Source organism: Cupriavidus respiraculi (genome assembly GCF_914271545.1).
In the GTDB taxonomy this organism is placed as follows: Bacteria; Pseudomonadota; Gammaproteobacteria; order Burkholderiales; family Burkholderiaceae; genus Cupriavidus; species Cupriavidus respiraculi.
In genome coordinates this window covers 1275281-1295247 of the sequence record NZ_CAJZAH010000001.1, presented here as the reverse complement: position 1 = coordinate 1295247, position 19967 = coordinate 1275281, and the positions used below count along the sequence as shown (strand labels likewise).

At 68.6% G+C, this 19967-nt stretch carries 16 protein-coding genes and 1 pseudogene; 7 read left to right on the top strand and 10 right to left on the bottom strand.

The genetic code is table 11. The features are described from left to right. Positions 1-21 precede the first annotated feature (21 nt). The 10 genes from alkB to fliE all read right to left on the bottom strand — a co-directional run bounded on the left by alkB (position 22) and on the right by fliE (position 10432). A complete protein-coding gene (alkB, locus tag LDO27_RS05780) occupies positions 22-681 on the bottom strand; it encodes a DNA oxidative demethylase AlkB (RefSeq protein WP_224040268.1) in 660 nt (219 codons plus the stop codon). Positions 682-722: 41 nt separating this feature from the next. Then, positions 723-1469, bottom strand: a complete 747-nt coding sequence (locus LDO27_RS05775) for a 2OG-Fe(II) oxygenase (protein WP_224040267.1) — start codon at positions 1467-1469, stop codon at positions 723-725. Beyond that, the gene (gene ada / locus LDO27_RS05770) at positions 1466-2548 is read right to left on the bottom strand and encodes a bifunctional DNA-binding transcriptional regulator/O6-methylguanine-DNA methyltransferase Ada (protein WP_224040266.1); all 1083 of its coding nucleotides are present in this window, start codon (positions 2546-2548) and stop codon (positions 1466-1468) included. The genes LDO27_RS05775 and ada overlap by 4 nt, the downstream gene beginning before the upstream one ends. Before the next feature lie 171 nt (positions 2549-2719). After that, entirely contained in the window at positions 2720-4222 is a 1503-nt protein-coding gene (locus LDO27_RS05765) for a flagellar hook-length control protein FliK (protein WP_224040264.1), read from the bottom strand. 23 nt (positions 4223-4245) lie between these two features. Further along, complete coding sequence (fliJ, locus tag LDO27_RS05760) at positions 4246-4698, bottom strand: flagellar export protein FliJ (RefSeq protein ID WP_222204757.1); 453 nt, start codon at positions 4696-4698, stop codon at positions 4246-4248. After that, positions 4691-6145, bottom strand: a complete 1455-nt coding sequence (gene fliI, locus LDO27_RS05755) for a flagellar protein export ATPase FliI (protein WP_377747307.1) — start codon at positions 6143-6145, stop codon at positions 4691-4693. The genes fliJ and fliI overlap by 8 nt, the downstream gene beginning before the upstream one ends. A 1-nt stretch (position 6146) precedes the next feature. Continuing rightward, the gene (gene fliH / locus LDO27_RS05750; protein WP_224040259.1) at positions 6147-6986 is read right to left on the bottom strand and encodes a flagellar assembly protein FliH; all 840 of its coding nucleotides are present in this window, start codon (positions 6984-6986) and stop codon (positions 6147-6149) included. After that, positions 6973-7965 carry a flagellar motor switch protein FliG gene (fliG, locus tag LDO27_RS05745; RefSeq protein ID WP_222204762.1) on the bottom strand — a complete coding sequence of 331 codons (993 nt, stop codon included), beginning with the start codon at positions 7963-7965 and terminating at the stop codon, positions 6973-6975. The genes fliH and fliG overlap by 14 nt, the downstream gene beginning before the upstream one ends. Further along, entirely contained in the window at positions 7955-9676 is a 1722-nt protein-coding gene (fliF, locus tag LDO27_RS05740) for a flagellar basal-body MS-ring/collar protein FliF (protein ID WP_222204765.1), read from the bottom strand. The genes fliG and fliF overlap by 11 nt, the downstream gene beginning before the upstream one ends. Before the next feature lie 435 nt (positions 9677-10111). Beyond that, positions 10112-10432 (bottom strand): flagellar hook-basal body complex protein FliE, encoded by a 321-nt coding sequence (gene fliE, locus LDO27_RS05735; protein WP_222204767.1) that lies wholly within the window; start codon positions 10430-10432, stop codon positions 10112-10114. 342 nt (positions 10433-10774) lie between these two features. Between fliE and LDO27_RS05730 the strand changes: the two genes are divergently transcribed. From LDO27_RS05730 to LDO27_RS05700, 7 genes and pseudogenes are all read left to right on the top strand, one after another. Further along, positions 10775-14266, top strand: coding sequence for an O-linked N-acetylglucosamine transferase family protein (locus tag LDO27_RS05730; RefSeq protein WP_224040257.1), 3492 nt, complete (start codon positions 10775-10777; stop codon positions 14264-14266). Between the two features lie 8 nt (positions 14267-14274). After that, a pseudogene (locus LDO27_RS05725) lies at positions 14275-15360 on the top strand (DegT/DnrJ/EryC1/StrS family aminotransferase); the annotation flags it as partial. A 153-nt stretch (positions 15361-15513) separates the two neighbouring features. Continuing rightward, positions 15514-15801, top strand: coding sequence for a hypothetical protein (locus tag LDO27_RS05720; RefSeq protein WP_224040255.1), 288 nt, complete (start codon positions 15514-15516; stop codon positions 15799-15801). Then, positions 15798-16475 (top strand): SDR family NAD(P)-dependent oxidoreductase, encoded by a 678-nt coding sequence (locus LDO27_RS05715; protein WP_222204776.1) that lies wholly within the window; start codon positions 15798-15800, stop codon positions 16473-16475. The genes LDO27_RS05720 and LDO27_RS05715 overlap by 4 nt, the downstream gene beginning before the upstream one ends. Continuing rightward, positions 16475-17767, top strand: coding sequence for a class I adenylate-forming enzyme family protein (locus tag LDO27_RS05710; protein WP_224040254.1), 1293 nt, complete (start codon positions 16475-16477; stop codon positions 17765-17767). Before LDO27_RS05715 ends, LDO27_RS05710 begins: the two co-directional genes overlap by 1 nt. Before the next feature lies 1 nt (position 17768). Next, positions 17769-18395, top strand: coding sequence for an acetyltransferase (locus LDO27_RS05705; protein ID WP_224040252.1), 627 nt, complete (start codon positions 17769-17771; stop codon positions 18393-18395). A 65-nt stretch (positions 18396-18460) separates the two neighbouring features. Further along, positions 18461-19336, top strand: a complete 876-nt coding sequence (locus LDO27_RS05700) for a class I SAM-dependent methyltransferase (RefSeq protein ID WP_224040251.1) — start codon at positions 18461-18463, stop codon at positions 19334-19336. The last annotated feature ends 631 nt before the right edge of the window (positions 19337-19967 follow it).

Below are 19967 nucleotides of genomic sequence, written 5' to 3'. Positions count from 1 at the left end.
GCGGCCGCGTGCGCGGCGAACCTAGCGCGCCTTGCGGAACGTCAGGTTCAGGCGCGCGCGCCCGAAGGCGGGATGATCGCCGTCGGCCAGCGGGGCCACGCCATGGTAGGCCAGGCGCGAGGGTCCGCCCCATACCACCACGTCGCCATGGGCCACGCGCACGCGAGCAGGCCGGTCGGCGCGGCGCAGCCCGCCGAACAGGAACACCGCGGGCAGGCCCAGCGAGACAGAGACGATGGGCGCGTCCAGGTCCAGTTCGTCGCGGTCCTGATGCAGCGACAGCCGCGAGCCGGGCGCGTAGCGGTTGATCAGGCAGGCGTCGGGCGCGAAGCCGGGGTAGCCGGCCCGCGCCGCGGCATCGCGGGCCAGTTCGGCGAAGACGGGCGGCATGGCGGGCCACGGCCGCTGCGTTTGCGGATCGACGGGATCGTAGCGATAGCCGGTGCGATCGGAAACCCAGCCCACCTTGCCGCAGTTGGTCATGGCAACCGACATGCGGAACCCACCGGGCGTGATCAGATGGCGGAACGGCGCGGCCTCGGCGATCGCAGCGATGGCTCGCGCCAGCGCCTCCTCGCGGGCCCGGGCGAACGCGCGCAGCACCATGGCGCCGTCGCCCAGCGGCTCGATGGCGGGTTCCGGCGCCGCTTCGGCGAGGTTGTCGAACAGGTCGAACGTCATGATGGGTGCCGCGGGGCGGCAATGGCTGGGAGCGGGCGCGCCTATTGCGCGTCGTGGAAGATGATACCCGCCGTGAACCGCTGCCCGCTGCGAACCTCGCTGACGCCGTGGCGCAGGTTGACTCGATAGACCCCGCGGGTGCCCTGCACCGGCCGGTGATGCACGGCAAAGACCACCGCATCGCCCTGGCCCAGCGGCACCACGCTGGGCCGCGACTGCATGCGGGGCCGTTGCTCCGTCAGCACGAACTCGCCGCCTGTGAAGTCCTCGCCCGGCGCGGACAGCAGGATCGCCGTCTGCAGCGGGAATACGTGCTCGCCGTACAGATCCTGGTGCAGGCAGTTGTAGTCGCCCGGGGCATAGCGCAGCAGCAGCGGGGTGGGCCGGTGCTGGCCATGCCGGTGGCAGCGCGCGAGGAAGTCGGCGTGCGTGGCGGGAAACTGCACCTCGATGCCCATCGCGCGATGCCAGCGGTTGGCGATCTGGCGCAGCGGCGGGTAGAGCGCCGTGCGCCACTGCGCGATCAGCGGCGGCAGCGGATAGGCGAAGTACTGGTATTCGCCGCGGCCAAAGCCGTGACGGGCCATCACCACGCGGCTACGGAACAGCGACGCGTCGTCATAGAGACCGGCCAGTGCGCGGCATTCCGCCGGCGCCAGCAGGCGCGGGAGCACCGCGTAGCCGTGGCTGTCCAGGCGCGCGGCGATCTCGTCCCAGTCCAGTGCCCGCACGCGCGGGTCCTCTTCCGCGCGCTGGCGCTGCACGATCCGGGCAGCGGCTTCGCTCATTGCCCGGCCTCCCGCGCCAGGAGTTGGCGCTTCCGTTCTACGCCCCAGCGGTAGCCCGACAGCGCGCCATCCTGCCTCACCACGCGATGGCACGGAATCGCCACCGCGATGGTATTGGCCCCGCATGCCTGGGCGACCGCGCGCACCGCGGCCGGCGCGCCGATGCGCTGCGCGATCTCGGCGTAGCTCGCCGTTTCCCCTGCGGGAATCTCCCGCAGCGCCTGCCAGACCCGCTGCTGGAATACCGTGCCGCGCACGTCGAGCGGCAGGGCCTCGTGCTGTCCCGGCGCTTCGATCATCGCCACGACGCGCGCCACCACGCGCTCGTAATCGGCATCGCCGCCGATCAGCTCGGCCGCGGGAAAGCGGTCCTGCAACTCGCGCAGCAGCGGATCCGGATCCTCGCCCAGCGAGATCGCGCAGATGCCCTGCGCGGTGCTGGCGACCAGCACCGCGCCGAGCGAGCACTGGCCGATGGCGAAGCGGATGTCGGTGTCGCGGCCGCCCGCACGGTACGTCGACGGTTTCATCCCGAGCGTGCGGGCGGCCTCCGCGTAGAAGCGGCCGTTGGACTGGAAGCCCGCGTCGTAGATGGCCTCGGTCACCGACGCACCCCGTGCGAGGCGTTCGCGCACCCGCTGGCCGCGATGGGCGCTGACATAGTCCGCCGGGGTGACGCCGGTGATCTGCCGGAAGATGCGGTGGAAGTGGTGCGGGCTGGTGCCGGCCGCGGCGGCCAGCGTGGCCAGCGAGGGCGGCTCGTCGGCGCTCTCGATCTGGCGGCACGCGGCCACCACCATGGCGGCGTGGCGTTGCGCCAGCGTGGGCTGGCCGGGCTTGCACCGCTTGCACGGGCGGAAGCCGGCGCGCTCCGCATCGGCCGCGGTGGCATGGAAGCCCACGTTCTCGCGCAGCGGCCGGCGGGCGCCGCAGGAAGGCCGGCAATAGACGCCGGTGGTGCGCACCGAGTAGAAGAAGGTGCCGTCGGCGTTGGCGTCGCGTTCGATCACGGCGCGCCAGCGGGGGTCGTCGGTCAGCGCGTCGGCGGGGCTGGTGTGCGGTTCAGCGATGGTGTTCATGGCAATCGTTCCGTGCCGCATGCGGCATGAGGTCGGGTGTTGATTGCATGATAGGGACGATCGCGCGCCGGGGCACTCCGGGTCTTGCGATTGAATTCCGAAGAGACGCGTGGCCGCGCCTTGCTCCCTCTCCCGCTGGCGGGAGAGGGGAGCTTACCGGGTCGATAAGGCTCAGGCGAAGGTATCCACTTCACCCCGCGCCAGCTGGCGCGGCTGCGGTGCGGTGCGGGCCGGTGCGGGCGCCTGCGGCGATTCCAGGCCGAACTGCGAGAAGCCCTGGCCGCGCTGGCCCGGCTGCGGCTGCTGCTGTTGCTGGCCGTTGCCCGGCTGGCCGGCGTATTGTTCGCCGCCGACCGACGTCTGGCCGAGCTGGATGCCGCTTTCGGCCATCGCTGAGCGCAGTTGCGGCAGGGCCGCTTCCACGGCCGCGCGCACCGAGGCATGCGGCGAGACGAAGCTGGCCTGCGCCTGGTCGTTCACCACATTGAGCACGACCTTCAGCGGACCGAGATCGGGCGGGTTCAGCTGCAGCTCGGCCGTGTGATTGCCCTGCGTGGAGAGGCGCACCATCTGCTGGCTCAGGGCCTGGGGCCACTCGTGGTCGCCCACGGGCGGGGCAACGGTCGGGGCCGCGGCCCGCGACAGGGTACCGGTGCCGGCCGACGCGGTGCCCAGCGTCGTGGCGGCCAGATCCGAGGCGACCGGAGCCTGCGCCGCGGTGTCGACGGCGAGGGCGTCCGGTGCGGCGGTGTCGGTGGCGGCCTGCGCGGCCGGCACGATCGGTGCGGCCGGCAGAGCGCGGGCCGCGTCGGCGGCGGCCGCCTGCGGCGCATCCTGCTGCTGCGGCAGGCCGGATTGCTGCTGGCCGGTGCCGGACTGGGCGCCGCCCTGGCTGCCGGCGCTGGCGCTCATGGCCGCCTTGAGGGCGGCGGCCAGATCGGTGCCCTGCGGGGCCGTGCCGGTGGCAGTGGTGGCGTCCGGCGCCCCATCGCCCTGGGCGGCCGTGGCGGCCATCGCGGCGCGTTGCGACGCGATGGTGTTCAGGGTGTCGGTCGCGAAGGTCGAGCCGGCGGCGGCATCGCCCTCGGGGGTCGTGCCCGCGGTGGTGGCAGCGTTCGGCAACGCCGCGGCCGGCAGGCCGATGGCGGCATCGGCGCCCGTGCCCGGCAGGGCGGCGGTGCCGGCCGCGCCGGTCGGCACCGTGGCGGCCGGCGCCGGGGTGGGCACGGGCACGCCCAGCAGCGCGGCCAGCGCGGCGGCGGCGGCCGATGCGTTCGGGTCGATCGCGGCCTGCTCGGTTTCCGTCTCCGCGTCGTCCTTGCCGGCATCGCCGGCCGGCTTTCCGGCCACGGCCTTGTCGTCGGGCCGGGCGTTCTGGTCGGCGCGGGGCGTGTCGGCGTCGGCGGCCTTGCCGGCGGCGCCGTCGGCCTTGTCGGCCTTATCGGCCTTATCGGATTGATTGCCCTTGTCGGCCTGTTGCGGCTTTTCCGTCTTGCCGGCCTGAGCGGCGGGGCGGGCGCTCTCGGCGTTGTTGGCCTTGTCGCTCTTGCCCGCGGCCTCGCGGGCGCGGCCCAGTGCGCTGCCGAACGCCGCGTCGGCGTTCTGGCTGGCGGGCCGGCTGGCCTGCGTCGCCGCATTGGCGGCGCTGTTCACAATCTGCGAGATATCGATCATCGTATGGCTGGGCTCGCGCCCACTCAGTGTTTGGCGACCAGCTGCAGGCGCGCGGCGCGTGCGGCGAATTCGTCCATGTTGCGCTGGTCGCGGCGGTCGGCGACCTTCTGCTCGCGCGCTTCGGCGCGCGTGACCAGCGTGTCGAAGGAGTTCAGCTTGCGCTTTTGCTGCTGCCAGTTGGCGCGGCCGGCCAGCAACTGCGCCTCGGCGCGGGCCAGCGCCTCGCCCTGCTGGCGGATGGCGAGATCGAGCGAGTCGAGGAACTGCGAGAAGTCGTGCCAGCGGCTGGACGTCATGCCGTCGCGCATCAGCGCCTGCATGCGCTGGCGGTATTCCTCGCGGTACTGCGTGAGCGCGGTGAGCTGCTGCTCCGCCTGCGTGCGCAGGGCTTGCAGCTTGCCAAGCTCGCGCGCGGCGATATCGGTCTGGTCCTGCGCCAGGTCGACCAGCGTGTTCAGGGTGGACGGCTTAGCCATGTTGGCTCCTGTCGAAGAGGCTGTGCAACTGCTCGATCGACGCGTCGTAGCCGGCGCGCTCGTGGATATCCTGCTGCAGGAACGCTTCCATGCGCGGATGCATCCGGATGGCCAGATCCAGCTCCGGATCGGCGCCGGGCACATAGGCGCCCACGCTGATCAGATCGCGGTTGCGCTGGTAGCGCGACATCAGCTGCTTGAAGCGGCGCACCGAGGCGAACTGGTTGGGCTCGATCAGCGCGGTCATCGCCCGGCTGATCGACGCTTCCACGTCGATGGCCGGGTAGTGGCCCGATTCGGCCAGGCTGCGCGAGAGCACGATATGCCCGTCCAGAATGGCGCGCGCCGAATCGGCGATCGGGTCCTGCTGGTCATCGCCTTCGGTCAGCACGGTATAGAAGGCGGTAATGGAGCCGCCGCCTTCCGGGCCATTGCCGGTGCGCTCGACCAGCGTCGGCAGCTTGGCGAAGACCGAGGGCGGATAGCCCTTGGTGGCCGGCGGCTCGCCGATGGCCAGCGCGATCTCGCGCTGCGCCATCGCGTAGCGGGTCAGCGAATCCATGATCAGCAGCACATGGCGGCCCTGGTCGCGGAAGTACTCGGCCAGCCGGGTCGCATACGCCGCGCCCTGCATGCGCAGCAGCGGCGAAGTATCGGCGGGGGCGGCCACCACCACGGAACGGGCGCGGCCTTCCTCGCCGAGGATGTTCTCGATGAAGTCCTTCACTTCGCGGCCGCGCTCGCCGATCAGGCCGACCACGATCACTTCCGCGCTGGTGTAGCGCGCCATCATGCCCAGCAGGACGCTCTTGCCGACGCCCGAGCCCGCGAACAAGCCCATGCGCTGGCCGCGGCCGACGGTGAGCATGCCGTTGATCGCGCGCACGCCCACGTCCAGCACCGTTTCGATGGGCGCGCGCGTGAGCGGATTGATCTGGGCGCCGGCCAGCGGCACCTCGCGGGCGGCATTGAGCGGGCCGAGGCCGTCGAGCGGGCGGCCGGCGGCATCGAGCACGCGGCCGAGCAGGCCCTCTCCGACCGGCAGGCGCTTGGAGCCCGGTTCGCGCGGGCTGTTGTCGCCGGTCGGCATGGGGCTCGGCTCGAGCGGATAGACGCGCGCGCCGGGCAGCAGCCCCGCCACGTCGGACTGCGGCATCAGGTACAGGCGGTCGGCACCGAAGCCCACCACTTCGGCCTCGGCCAGGCGCGGGCCGTCGTCCTTGCCGTGGCCCGGCACTTCGATCAGGCAGTCGCTGCCCACGGGCATGCGCACGCCCACGGCCTCGAGCACCAGGCCGGCGGCACGCGTGAGCCGGCCGGCGCTGCGCTTGCTGTCGATATGGCCAACGTTGGTGGCCGCCACGCGCAGCGCATCGCGCCAGCGCTGGCCGTGCAGGCCGCTGTCGGTGGCGGGCGCCGCCGCTTCGGGCCGCGCGTCGGTCGTCATGTCAGTCATGCGGCGGCTCCCACGGTTCGTCGCGGCCCATCGCCTTGACGACCCGATTCCAGCGCGTGGTCAGCGTGGCATCGATCTCGCCGCTCGCCGCGCTGGCGATGCAGCCGCCGCGCGCGATGGCGGCATCGCCGCGCACTACCCAGCCCGCGGCTTCCAGCTCGCCCTGCAGGTGCGTATGCACCAGCGTGACGTCGTCCGGATGGACGAGCAGGCAGGGCGAGCCCGCCAGCGCGGGTTCGGCCGCCAGCAGCTCGCGCACCGCCGGCAGCAGCACCGCGGGCTCCGCCGCGACGGTCTGGCGCACCAGCTGGCGCGCCACGTCGAGCGCCAGCGCGATCAGGCTCTGCGCCACTTCCTCGTCCACCCGGCGCAGCGCCGTGCTGAACGTTGCAGCGAGGTCGTGCAGCCGCGCGGCCTCGCTGCGGGCCGTTTCCAGTCCGCGCGCATAGCCTTCGCGATGGCCGTCGCCATAGCCCTGTGTCTGTCCCTGCGTATAGCCCTGCGCGTAGCCTTCCTTGCGGGCGCCTTCGCGCATCGCCTCGATGGCCGCGAAGTCGATCGGCGGCGGTGCCGGTTCGCTCGGCACGAAGGCCGGCGCCGGCGGCAGCTTGTCGCGCGGATCGAGCGACACCATCTTCCAGCGCTGCCAGCCATTGGGCTGCTGGCGCGAGGAGGCGATGGCGCCGGCCGGCGGCGCCGAGGGCGCGTTCAGCTCGTCGAAACCGGTGAAGCGCTGGGCGCGCTGTTCGGGCGCGCGCGCTTCGGCGTGGCGCTCCCCGAACGCATCCGCCCGGAAATCGCCGCCGCTCGCGTAGGGATTAGACGTAGGCATCGTCGCCTGCTCCGATCTGGATCTCGCCGGCATCGGCCAGGCGCCTTACCACCTGCAGGATGTTCTTCTGCTCGGCTTCGACCTGCGACACACGCACCGGGCCCAGGCCTTCCAGGTCCTCGCGCAGCATCTCGCCCGCACGGGTCGACATGTTGCGGATGAACTTGTCGCGCAGCTCCGCCGGCGCGCCCTTGAGCGCGACGATGAGCGACTCGGTGGCGATTTCCTTGAGCACGCGCTGGATGCCGCGGTCGTCCACTTCCATCAGGTTCTCGAACAGGAACATCTCGTCGATGATCTTCTGCGCGAGGTCCGTATCGTGCTGGCGCACGCCGGCGATGACCGCTTCTTCCTGCGTGGTGCTCATCAGGTTGATGATCTCCGCGGCCGTGCGCACGCCGCCCATGCGGCTGCGCTTCAGGCTCTGGCCCGCCAGCAGCTTGGTCAGCACGTCGGTCAGCTCCTGCAGGGCGCCCGGCTGGACGCCGCCGAAGGTCGCGATACGCAGGATCACGTCGTTGCGCAGGCGGTCCGTGAACAGCGCCAGCACTTCGGACGACTTCTGGCGGTCCAGGTGGATCAGGATGGTCGCGATGATCTGCGGATGCTCGTCGCGGATCAACTCGGCCACCGAGGTGGCATCCATCCAGTTCAGCGAATCGATGCCCGCACCCGGGTCGCGCGATTCGAGGATGTCCTCGATCACCGACAGCGCACGTTCCTCGCCCAGCGCCTTGTTCAGCACGCTCTTGATGAACGAGCTCGAATCCACGTTCAGCGCCAGGAACTGTTCGGTCTCGGCGCGGAATTCGGCCAGCACTTCCGCCATCTGCTCGCGGGTCACCTGGCTCAACTGCGCCATGGCGGTACCCAGGCTCTGGACCTCGCGCGGCGCCAGGTGCTTGAACACCTCGGCCGCGGAATCCTCACCGAGCGACATCATCAGGATGGCGCTCTTCTGCAATCCCTCATCGTTCATCGCTGCTCATCCAGTTCTTGATCACACTGGCGACCAGGCGCGGGTCGCGTTGCGCGGCGTCGCGCACCAGGGCGAGATCGCTTTCGTATTTGGCTGCAAGTCGTACCACTTCCGGATCGGCCGGATCTTCCACCGGCAGCATGATGGCTTCGGACGCTTGTTCTTCGGCGGGCGGCGGCAGCGGCGGCGCGGTGTACTTGCGCACGATCGGGCGCGCCACCTTGAACCACACGAACATCGCCAGCAGTGCCAGTGCCAGGTAACCGGCGACCGTCTTGGCCAGTTCGATCATTTCAGGCTGCTTCCACACCGGCAGTTCCGGCTTTTCCACGACATCCGAGGTGAACGGGCTGTTGACCACATTCAGCGAGTCGCCGCGGTCGCCCTTGAAGCCCACGGCTTCCTTGGCGAGGTTCTCGATCTGCGCCAGCTGGGCGGCCGGAATGGCCTCGGTGACGCGCTTGCCGTTGGCGCCGACCACCGTGCGGTGATTGACCACAACGGCAACCGACAGGCGGCGGATGCCGCCGGGCGCCTGCTGTACGTGGCGCACCGTGCGGTCCAGCTCGTAGTTCGTGGTCGAGTCGCGGCGGCTGCTGCTCGGGCCGGTGGGCGCGGCCGGTGCGGCGGCCTGTGCCTGAGCCTGGGCGTTCTGCGCCTGCGCGCCTTGCTGGCCGGGCTGCTGGCCGGGCTGCGCGGGCGGCTGGCCGGGACGCGGCGGCTGCTGGGTCGCGACCGGCGCAGTGGCCTGCAGCGGCGGCTGGTTCGACAGCGCGCCGGGCACGCCGCCGACGGGCGAGCCGCCTTGCTGGTTCGACTCGCTCGACTGCTGGCTGCGGATCGCGGCGCGGGTCGGGTCCTGGTTCGGCTTGTACGACTCGTCGGTGTGCTCGACGATATTGAAGTCGACGTCGGCGGTGACCTGGGCCTTCACGTTGCCCTGGCCAAGGATCGGCGCGAGGATGGCTTCCACGCGTTGCACATAGGTGCGCTCCAGCGCCTGCACGTACTTGAGCTGGGTCGCGTCGAGCATGCGCTCGTTGGTGCCGTTGCCCGACAGCAGGTTGCCGTGCTGGTCGACGATGGAGATGGCCTTGGGCGTCAGTTCGGGAACGCTGGACGACACCATGTGGCTGATCGCGGCGACCTGGCCCTCGTCGATGGCGCGGCCCGGATAGAGCTGCAGCACGATCGACGCGGTGGGCTTCTGGCGCTCGCGCACGAACAGGGTGGGCTTCGGAATGGCCAGATGCACGCGCGCCGATTCCACCGCGGCGATGGATTCGATCGAACGGGCGAGTTCGCCCTCCAGGCCGCGCTGGTAGTTGACCTGCTCTGCGAACTGGCTGATGCCGAACTTCTGGTTGTCCATCAGCTCCATGCCGGTCGTGCCGCTCTTGGGCAGACCCTGGGACGCGAGCCGCAGGCGCAGCTCGTGCACCTTGTCGGCCGGCACCATGACCGCACCGCCGCCTTCGGCGAACTTGTACGGCACGTTCATCTGCTGCAGCGAGGCGATGACGGCGCCGCCGTCCTTCTCCGACAGGTTGCTGTACAGCACCTTGTAGTCAGGCGCGCGGGACCACAGCACGCCGACCACGATGGCGGCGGCCAGTGCCGCGCCGCCCAGCATCAGGGGCAGCTTCGGATTGGCCTTGATCCGTTCAAAAACCGCTGACGTGTTCGTCAGGCTGGCCACGGCGGCGTTCATCGACGCGACTCCTGGTTGGACGCCGAGGCCGTCCGGGCCGTCCGGGCCATCGGGCCGCAAGACGCGCCCGGGGCGCTCCCGCCGATGCCGGCATGGCTCACGTTACGCTGCAGACAAGACACGCGTACTCCTGCGAAAGTTGATCGAGTGGGGGGCTGGACCGCCGTAGCCGCACCGCGAAAAGCGGGCGCTCGTCGGCCAAGTCCGGCACGGTAGAGATGATCGTGCAGTCGCGCCCGCGACAATCGGCCGAATAGGGCGAGTTTTTAGGGGGAGTTCCCCGGATGGGGCGAAATTTCCGTGGCGGCGGCTGCCGGCCTCGCGGGTGGCCGGGATTCGCCTCTCTCTGCGGGCGTGAAAACGGCCCCCGGCTCGGTGCGAGCGGAGGGCCGTCGTCGGCGATGCGCAAGTGCGGGGAGAGTCCTTGCCCGACCCTTACACCGCCATGCTCATCACTTCCTGGTAGGCCTGGACCAGGCGGTTGCGGACCTGCACGCCGGTCTGGAACGAGATGCCGGCCTTTTGCAGCTCGATCATCACGTCGTTCAGCGCCACGCCGGGCTTGCCCAGTTCGAACGCCTCGGCCAAACCGTTGGCCTTTTCCTGGTTGGCGTTGATGCGTTGCATCGTGCGCTGCAGTTCGCCGGCGAAGCCGCCGGAGGATGCCTCGGCGGCGCCGGCCGGTGCGCCGGTGGCGCCCTGCGCGATGCCGCGCAGCTGCTGGATCATGCCTTCGATGGGTGCGATTGTGCTCATGGTTCGGTAGCTTGCGGCCGGCGTTGCCTGGCCGGTCAAGGTTGGTCGGTCTGCGATCGGCGGGTCGGCATGCGCGGCGGCGGCACACCTTGCCCCTTCCCGATTCGGCCCGACGAAGCATATCGGCTCGGGCTGCGGACGATCAGGGGAACTCCCGACGAAAAACCGGCTATTTCCGCCGATTGCGGCACGCCGCTCGCGCACGCGCAGGGGCGGCGGCTCGCGGCAGGGCGCGAAATGCCCGCTCATTCCGGTTCTGTTCTTGGGATTGGCCGGGAGGGTGGCTTGATACGCTCAGCGCCATCTTCCGATTCATCCGTACGCACGCCGGGAAATCCCTCTGTGAACCTATCCGACACCGTCATCGGCGAAAAAGCGGCGCCGCAAGAGCAGGCGCAAGCCGCGCCTCGCACCGTCTTTGCCAGCTCCCCCATCCAGTTGCGGGCGGCGGCCCATCTCTACGGCATCGAGACCGTGCCGCTGGCGCAGGCGCGGGTGCTGGAGCTGGGATGCGGTGTCGGCGATAACCTGTTCCCGTTCGCGCTGGGCTATCCCGGCGCGCACGTGGTCGGCGTGGACGCCAACCCCGACGATGTGGAAACGGCCCGGGCAAACGCGGCCCGGCTCGGTGCGGCAAACGTGCGCTTCCATGTCATGGGCGAGGTCGATCTCGTCGCGGACCTGGGGCAGTTCGACTACATCGTGCTGCACCAGACCTACGGCACGGTACCGGACGAGCTGGGCCACGCGCTGCTGGCGCTGTGCAAGCAGCTGCTGTCGCCGCTGGGCGTGGCATTCGTCAGCTATCACACGCTGCCCGGATGGAAGGGCAAGGACGTACTGCGCGATGCCATGCAGTTCGCCGGCCATGCCGCGTCCGGCATCGCCGAGAGCATTGCCGAGGCGCGCACCATGCTGACCATGTTCAGCGAATGCCTGGCCGACAACCCGCGCCTCGCCTCGCCGCTGGCGCCGATGCTCGACTACGCCAAGGGCCTGTCCGACGACGAGCTCGCGACGGAGTTCCTGCAGGACGGCGCGCCTTCCGCGGGCTACTTCATCGAGTTTGCCAATACGGTAGTCCAGCATGGGCTGGTGCATATCGGCGACGCGGAGCCCGAGCAGGAAATTCCCCAGACCTTCGGCGCCAAGGTGGCGCTGTTCAGCAGCCTGAAGGGACTGGGCCAGACCGCGGCGGTGCGCCAGCAATTCCTCGATTTCGCGGTGGGCCGCCAGTTCCGTCAGAGCATGCTGGTGCATCAGGAACGCGCGGGCCAGTGCCTGTCGGCCCCCGACCTGAGCCGCCTGGACGCTCTGCGCTTCGCCGGGGTGTTCCGCATGCACCGCGCCGAGCCGGGCGTGCCCATCGATCGCCGCCGGTACAGCAACCAGGCTGGACGCAGCATCGTGACCGGCGATACCCGCGTGGCCGCCGTCATGGCCGCGCTGACCGCGTCGTGGCCTGCGAGCTGCAGCGTCGCCGACCTGGCAGCGGCGATGCCCGACCAGGCATGGGAAGACAAGGATGTATTGCGCCAGTCGGTGCGCAAGGCCCTGGAGACCATGCTGCGCGCCGGCATTCTGCGCATGGCCGCCGAGGCCACGCCCTACGATGTTGACACGGCCGCCTCGCTGCGTCTGCTGCCGCATCTGCGCGCCGCGCTGGACGCGCAGCCGGACGGCGGACAACTAGGCACGTGGTCGCTGTGGCACGCGCCCGTCCAGCTCGCGCTGAGCGCCGACGAAGCGCAATTCCTGCGCGGCGATGACGCCGCGGCGCCAGCCCATCTGTGCCGCGAGAGCGCGGCCGCTGCCGAGGAGCCGGAACGGGAGAACCCGCTCGACATTCCGGGCCTGATGGAGCGCCTGCGCGACCAGGGCCTGCTGACCGGTTCCGCTCAGGCGTGGGCCGACCACTACCAGGCGCTGAGCACGCGAAACGACTGGCGCGATGTCGTCTGGTGGCACCGGATGGAAGCCCACTTCACCCACGTGCTGCGCGATGCCGCCACCGCCGGGGTGCAACAGACCGCGCAGGCAAAGGCGCTGTCGCGCGCGCTGCGCAACGATTTCGTGCGCATCCAGACCCTGTGGGATGCCGCCAAACTGCCGGAGGCGGAGACCGAGCTGCGCGCGCTGTTGCAGAACCATCCGGCGTCCGCCGACGGCTGGCATAGCCTGGCCCGGCTGCTCAAGCAGCAGGGCCGTGCCGACGACGCATTGGTCGCCATGGGGCGCGCCATATCGCTCAAGGCGCTGGATCCGGACGCACAGACCGAGTTCAGCGACATGCTGGTCGAACACCGTCGGTACGTGTCTGCCGAACAGATCGCCAACCGGGCGGTCCTGCTCAAGCCGACCGATCCCGTCAAGTACAACCGGCTGGCGCTGGCCCTGCGCTGGGCGCGCAAATTCGACGCGGCGCTGGGATGCCTGCAGGCGTCGCTGAAGTTGGATCCTAGGTTCGATCGCACCCACAACATGCTGGGCATCGTGTACAGCGAGAGCGGCGACTTGAATATGGCCGAGGCCAGCTATCGCCGCGCGCTCGAACTGAATCCGCAGCTGCACGCGGTGCAGAGCAATATGCTGTTCCTGATGTCGCACCGGTCGTGCTACAGCGCGAAGGACCTGTTCCGCGAGCACCGCAGTTTCGGCGAGATGGCGGCGAAACGTGCGCGTGGGCAGGTGCAGAAGCGCCATGCCAACGACCGCGATCCGGCGCGCCCGTTGCGTGTGGGCTTTGTTTCGGGCGACCTGCGCCAGCACGCCGTGATGAACTTCCTGGAGCCGATCTGGGAGGAGCTCGACCGCGAGCAATACCAGATCTATGCCTATCACACCGGCGATCAGGACGACAGGACGTCGGAGCGCGTCAAGCCGTTGACGAAATCGTGGCGGCGCGTGCGCTCGATGACGGAGGCGCAGCTGCGCGACCTGATCGTCCAGGATCGCATCGACATCCTGTTCGATCTGTCCGGCCATACCGACGGCAATCGACTGACCGCGTTCGCCATGCGCCCCGCGCCCGTGCAGGTGAGCTGGATCGGCTATCCGGGAACCACCGGCCTGGCGGAGATGGATTACTTCATCACCGACAGCCATGCCGCGGCACCGGGCGTGCTGGACGCGCAGTTCACCGAAAAGCTCGTGTACCTGCCCGCCGCATTCACGTTCCGTCCGTCGCCCGACAGCGCGCCGGTCGGCCCATCGCCGGCGATGAAGAATGGCTATGTCACGTTTGGCAGCTTCAATCGCTACACCAAGATCAGCGACGACGTGCTCGCGCTGTGGGGGCGTGTGCTCACCAGCGTGCCGGACTCGAGGATCTTCATGGGCAATATGGATGCGGACCTGTCCGTCCGCATCAAGGAGCGCTTCGCCAGGTTCGGCGTCTCCGCAGACCGTATCCGCACGCGGCCGAACGTCGCGATGAAGACCTACCTCGCGATGCATAACGAGGTGGACATCGCGCTCGATACCTTCCCCTACACGGGCGGCACCACCACGTGCCACTCGCTGTGGATGGGCGTGCCGATCCTCGCGCTGAGCGGCGAGACGCGCGTGTCGCGCCAGACCTCCGGCGTGCTGCACCAGGTGGGCCTGAGCGACTGGGTCTCCGAATCGGCCGACGAACTGGTCGAAAAGGCCGTGCGCTGGGCCAACGATATCCCGGGACTGGCCGCCCATCGCGCCGGCATGCGCCAGCGCATCGAAACGTCGTCCCTGCTTCGTCCCGACTTTGTGGCGCGCGGCCTCGAGAAGGCCATGCGCAAGATGTGGGCCTCCTGGTGCGCCAGCGAGCCGGCAACCAGCTTCACGATCGAGCCATGAAAAATCCTGTCTACGTCACGCAGCCTTACCTGCCGCCGCTGGAAGAATTCATTCCCTACCTGGAGTCGATCTGGGAGAACCGGATCCTGACCAATGGCGGCCCTTACCACCAGCAGCTGGAGAAGGCGCTGTGCGAATACCTCGGGGTCGAGCACCTCGCGCTGTTCGCCAACGGCACGCTGGCGCTGGTGACGGCGCTGCAGGCGCTGCGCATCTCCGGCGAGGTCATCACGACGCCGTACTCGTTCGCCGCTACCGCGCACTCGCTGCACTGGAACGGCATCACGCCGGTGTTCGCCGACGTGTGCCCGAAGACGCTGAACCTGGACCCGGCCCGCATCGAGGCGGCCATCACCCCGCAGACCACCGCCATCATGCCGGTGCACTGCTATGGCCGCCCGTGCGACGTGGATGCGATCCAGAAGCTCGCGGACAACTACAACCTGCGCGTGATCTATGACGCGGCGCATGCCTTTGGCGTGCACACGGCCGCCGGCAGCATCCTGCGCCATGGCGACCTGTCGGTGCTCAGCTTTCACGCGACCAAGGTGTTCAACACCTTCGAGGGTGGGGCGATCATCTGCCCGGATGCCAAGACCAAGCAGCGCATCGACCATCTGAAGAACTTCGGCTTCGTCGACGAGGTCACCGTGGTCGCACCCGGCATCAACGGGAAGATGAGCGAGATCAACGCGGCGTTCGGGATGCTCCAGCTGCAGCATATCGACCAGGCGCTGGCGCGCCGCAAGGAGATCGACGCCCGCTACCGGGTGCTGCTGGGCGATATTCCGGGCATCCACTGCCTGCCGCCGATGCCGGGCACGACCGCCAACTACTCGTACTTCCCCATCCTGGTGTCGGACGCCTATCCGCTGACCCGCGATGCGCTGTACCAGAAGTTCCGCGAGCACGACATCTATGCGCGGCGCTACTTCTATCCGCTGATCTCGGATTTCCCGGTCTATCGCGGGCTGCCGTCGGCCTCGCGCAGCAACCTGCCGGTGGCCGCCGATGCCGCCGACCGCGTGCTGTGCCTGCCGATCTATCCGGCGCTGGCCGATGCCGACGTCGAGCGCGTGGCGGACCTGATCGCCGACTATCCGATGCCGGCGCGCACCGGCTTCCCGTTCGCCCCGGTCGTGGACGCGCCGCCCGCCTATATGAGCGGCGTCGCGGCCTGATGCATCGGCCCCCGCCCGCCCGGGGCCGGGGCTGTCCAGTTCACTATCTTCACCACTGATACACCCATGTCCGACGTCGCCACCCTCAAGCCAGAGATCTTCGCCCTGATCGGCGAGCTGGCCGAAGACAAGACCCTGGCGGTCTCCGACGGTACGCCGCTGATCGGCGACGGCAGCCTGCTCGACTCGATGAAGCTGGTCGAGCTGTGCCTGGCGCTGGAAGACAAGGCCGCGGACCTCGGCTTCGAGTTCGACTGGACCTCGGCCGCCGCCATGTCGAAGTCGCGCAGCATGTTCCGCACCGCCGGCACGCTGGCGGAAGAGTTCGCCCGCCAGCGGGAAGCGCAGCAATGATCGTCGTCACCGGGGCCAGCAAGGGCCTGGGCCGCGCCATTTGCGAGCGCTTGATCGCCACCGGCGTGCCGGTGCTCGGGCTGGCACGCAATGTCGAGGGCGTGCCGTTCCCGGCGATGCGCTGCGACGTGTCGTCGTATGACGACGTCAAGGCGGTGATCAAGACGCTGAAGGCGGATGGGGCCAAGGTGGCCGGCCTGGTCAACGCGGCCGGCATCGCCTCGATGAACCTGGCGGTCACCACGCCGCCCGAGGTATCGCGCAACATCGTCCATACCAATCTGCTGGGCACCATCTACTGCTGCCAGTTGTTCGCGCCGCTGATGCTGCGCAACAGGGCCGGTTCGATCATCAACTTCTCGACCATCGCGGTGGCGCTGGGGCTGAAGGGCGAATCGATCTACGCGGCGTCGAAGGCGGGCGTGGAGGGCTTTACGCGGGCGTTCGCCCGCGAGATGGCGGACTTCGGCGTGAACGTCAACTGCATCGCGCCGGGCCCCATCGACACCGCGCTGCTCAAGGGCATCACGTCCGCGCAGATCGAGGGCATCGTGTCGCGGCAGATCATTCCCAAACAATTCACCCCGGACGCGGTCAGCGACCTGGTCGAGCTGTTGCTCGACGCGCGCAGCCGCTCGCTGTCCGGGCAAGTCTTCCATGTGGGTGGCGCCTGATGAAGCTGATCGCGAAGCTGAGCGAGATCTGGAAGGACGTCGATTACGCTTTCCTGATCCACAACGGCAATGAACTGAAGTTTTCCCAGATCGCCGCGGAAAACCCGGTGGACCTGTCGCAGGTGAAGCCCGGCGACGTGGTCGCCATCATCGGGGACTTCAATCCGTCGTCGATCCTGACGCTGCTGCGACTGATCGACCTTGGCGCTATCGTGGTGCCCCTGACGGTGGAAACCGCGCAACAGCACGACTACTTCTTCGAGCAGGCGCAGGTCGACGTGATCATCGACGGCGACGCGGTCCGCCGGCGCGCGCACCAGGACAGCCATGCGCTGATCGACGCGCTGCGGCGCGACCAGCATGCCGGCCTGATCCTGTTCTCGACCGGCACGACGGGGCGGCCCAAGGCGATCCTGCATGACCTCACGCTGTTCCTGAAGCGCTTCGAGACACCGCGCCCGACCAGCCGCACGATCAATTTCCTGCTGTTCGACCATATCGGCGGCATCAACACGCTGCTGCACACGTTGTTCAACAAGGGCGTGGTGGTGGCACCGCAGGCCCGCACCGTGCATTCGGTGCTGGAAACCTGCCGCGCCTTCGACGTGGAGGTGCTGCCGACCACGCCGACGTTCCTGCGCATGATGCTGATGAGCGGCGCGGTGCCCGACATGGTGCCGCCCTGCCTGAAGCTGATCACCTACGGCACCGAACGGATGGACCAGCCGACGCTGGACGCGCTGTGCGCGCTGCTGCCGCAGGTCGATTTCCGCCAGACCTTCGGCATGTCCGAGCTCGGCATCGTCCGCGTCAAGTCCGAAGCCCGGGACAGCCTGTTCATGAAGGTGGGCGGCGAGGGCGTCGAGACCCGCGTGGTCGACGACGTGCTCCAGATCCGCTCGCGCTCGCGCATGCTCGGCTACCTCAATGCGCCATCGCCGTTCGACGCGGACGGCTGGTACGACACCAAGGACATCGTCGAGGTCAAGGACGGCTACTACAAGGTGGTGGGCCGCACCAGCGAGGTGATCAACGTCGGCGGGCTCAAGTTCATGGCCTCCGAGGTGGAGCGGGTTGCGCTGGACTACCCCGGCGTATCGCTGGTCAAGGCGTACGCGCGGCAGAACCCGATCACCGGCCAGCACGTCGAACTGACGGTGCAGCCGGCCGACGGCGCGCTGGAGAAGGACGCACTGGCCGCCTTCCTCAAGGACAAGCTGCAGGCGCACATGGTGCCCAAGCGCATCCGGCTGGAAAGCGTCAGTGTCGGCCACCGTTTCAAGAGGGCTTGAGATGATTGACATCCTTGTGATCGGCACCGGCGGACTGGCGCGCGAGTTCACCTCCGCCTTCGCGGACGCGGTGCGCATCGTGGGCTATGCCAGCACCAATCATGACGAGCACGGCCAGTTCGGCCTGCCCGGCACGCTGTTCAAGGGCGAGGTCACGCCCGGGCTCGTCGGCACCGCCAGCGTGGTGATCGCCATCGGCGATCCGGCGGTGCGGCGCGCGATTCATCACCGGCTCAAGCCGTTGGGCTTCGTCTTTCCGTCGCTGGTCCATGCGTCCAGCGTGGTGTCGGAGCGGGCGCGGCTGGAGGAGGGGGTCATCGTGTCTCCCCAGTGCGTGGTGTCGCCCAATGTCACGCTCGGCGCCCTCAGCTACCTGAACTTCTGTTGCGGCGTGGGGCACGACGCCACGGTCGGGCGCTGCGTGCAGATCAATCCGGGCTCCCAGCTGGGCGGCTTCAGCGAGATCGGCGAGGGCACGCTGATCGGATCCGGCTCCACGATCCTGCAGGGCGTGAAGGTCGGCGCCCGTGCCACCGTGGCCTCGGGCTCCGTGGTGTTCTCCGAGGTGCCTGACGACGCCACCGTCATGGGCAACCCCGCCAGGCGGATGCGCGCGTTCGAGAAGTAGCCCGCGTCGAGCCAGTCAACCTTGTCACGGGGCGACGCCCCATCCAGCGCCCCCGCCATTTCTCCATGAGCCAGCAATCCCTGTTCGCGTCGCCTGCCGTGTCGCCGGCCGCCGACCATGCCTGCATGATCTGCGGATCGGCAAGCCAGCCCTATTTCTCGAAGCGCTACGCCACGTTGCCGCCGGGCGCGCCGTTCCCCTCGCTGGAGGTGGACTACGCGCGTTGCAGCGAGTGCGGCTTCGTCGCCTCGACCACGCACAAGGCACTGTCGCCCGAGCACTGGGTCGCACTGAACGCCGCCTTCCATCACAGCGTGGAGGCAGGCAACGAAGGCATCAACCAGCCCCCCTACGCCGACCAGGCGCTGGCGATGCTGATGCTTGCCCGGAACGGCGTGCTCGATCTGGACGATGCGCTGGACTATGCGGCCGGCTACGGCACGCTCAGCAAGTTTGCCCGCAAGTATTTCGGCGCGAAGATCAGGATCTTCGACCGCTACGTGACCGGGGGCGACGACACGCTCGAATACGTGGAGGAAACCGCGCTGGGCAAGTACGGCCTCGTGATCAACAGCGCGATGTTCGAGCACGTGCTGGAGCGCAAGGACCTGGACGACGTCGACGCCCTGGTGGCCGACGACGGTGTGCTGATGATGCATTCGGTCGTCTGCGAACGGGTGCCGGCGGACCCGAACTGGTTCTACCTCGACCCGGTCGTCCATACGGCGTTCCACACCAATGCCAGCATGGCGGTGCTGATGGCGCAGTGGGGCTATGGCGCGTCGGTCTACGCCCCGCAGGCCAAGAGCTGGTTCCTGTTCAAGCAGGACAATCCAAAGCTGGGCGAGCTGGAGAGTGTGATCGAGCGGATCAATGCCGAGCTGCAGTGCCGGTATTTCATCTACAAGCGGGGGTTCGTGGATTACTGGAAGGGGTTTTGAGGGGATGTTGACCGGTGGAGGGTGACGGCCCCGACCGCGACTCCATTCCTGGACCAGAACCAAAAAAGCCGCGCCGCGGCTTTTTTCGTTTCTCCCGACCGTCGTCCATGCCCCGCCGGCCCCCTATATATATATAGCGGCGCCAACCACCCTTCCGCCAATACCCCGAAAAGCGCCGCTTTTCCCCCTGACATCCCTCTAAAGAATCCTCGGCCAGCGGGTACTCTGGCACCTGGCAATGTCCGATGGCGTGTACGTCGCACCATCCGGTCCCGTTGACGTCCGGAATGGACGCCCGGCGCCCCCGCGAGGGGCCGCCAAAAGGCGGAACAGAGCCAAAAAATCGTCAAAGTCCATGACGTCGCCAGGGTCTAGGCGGGTCTTTCGGCGGTTTTAAACGTGATTTAAAAATTACTTGCAACAGCGGTCCACGCCTTCCAGCGGGACCGGCGGATTGGCCGGAAACCGGCCACTGGCAAGGGATTCCGGGTCGTGAGCCGCCTGCGGGCGGAACGGCAGACCGGCTTCCCGGATGGCGCACAGACTGAAAAGGATTAGGCGAAGCCGCGTGATGTCAAATCGACGCTAAAGGTTTCTGGGGCACCGACGATAACCTCAACAACGGTGGCGC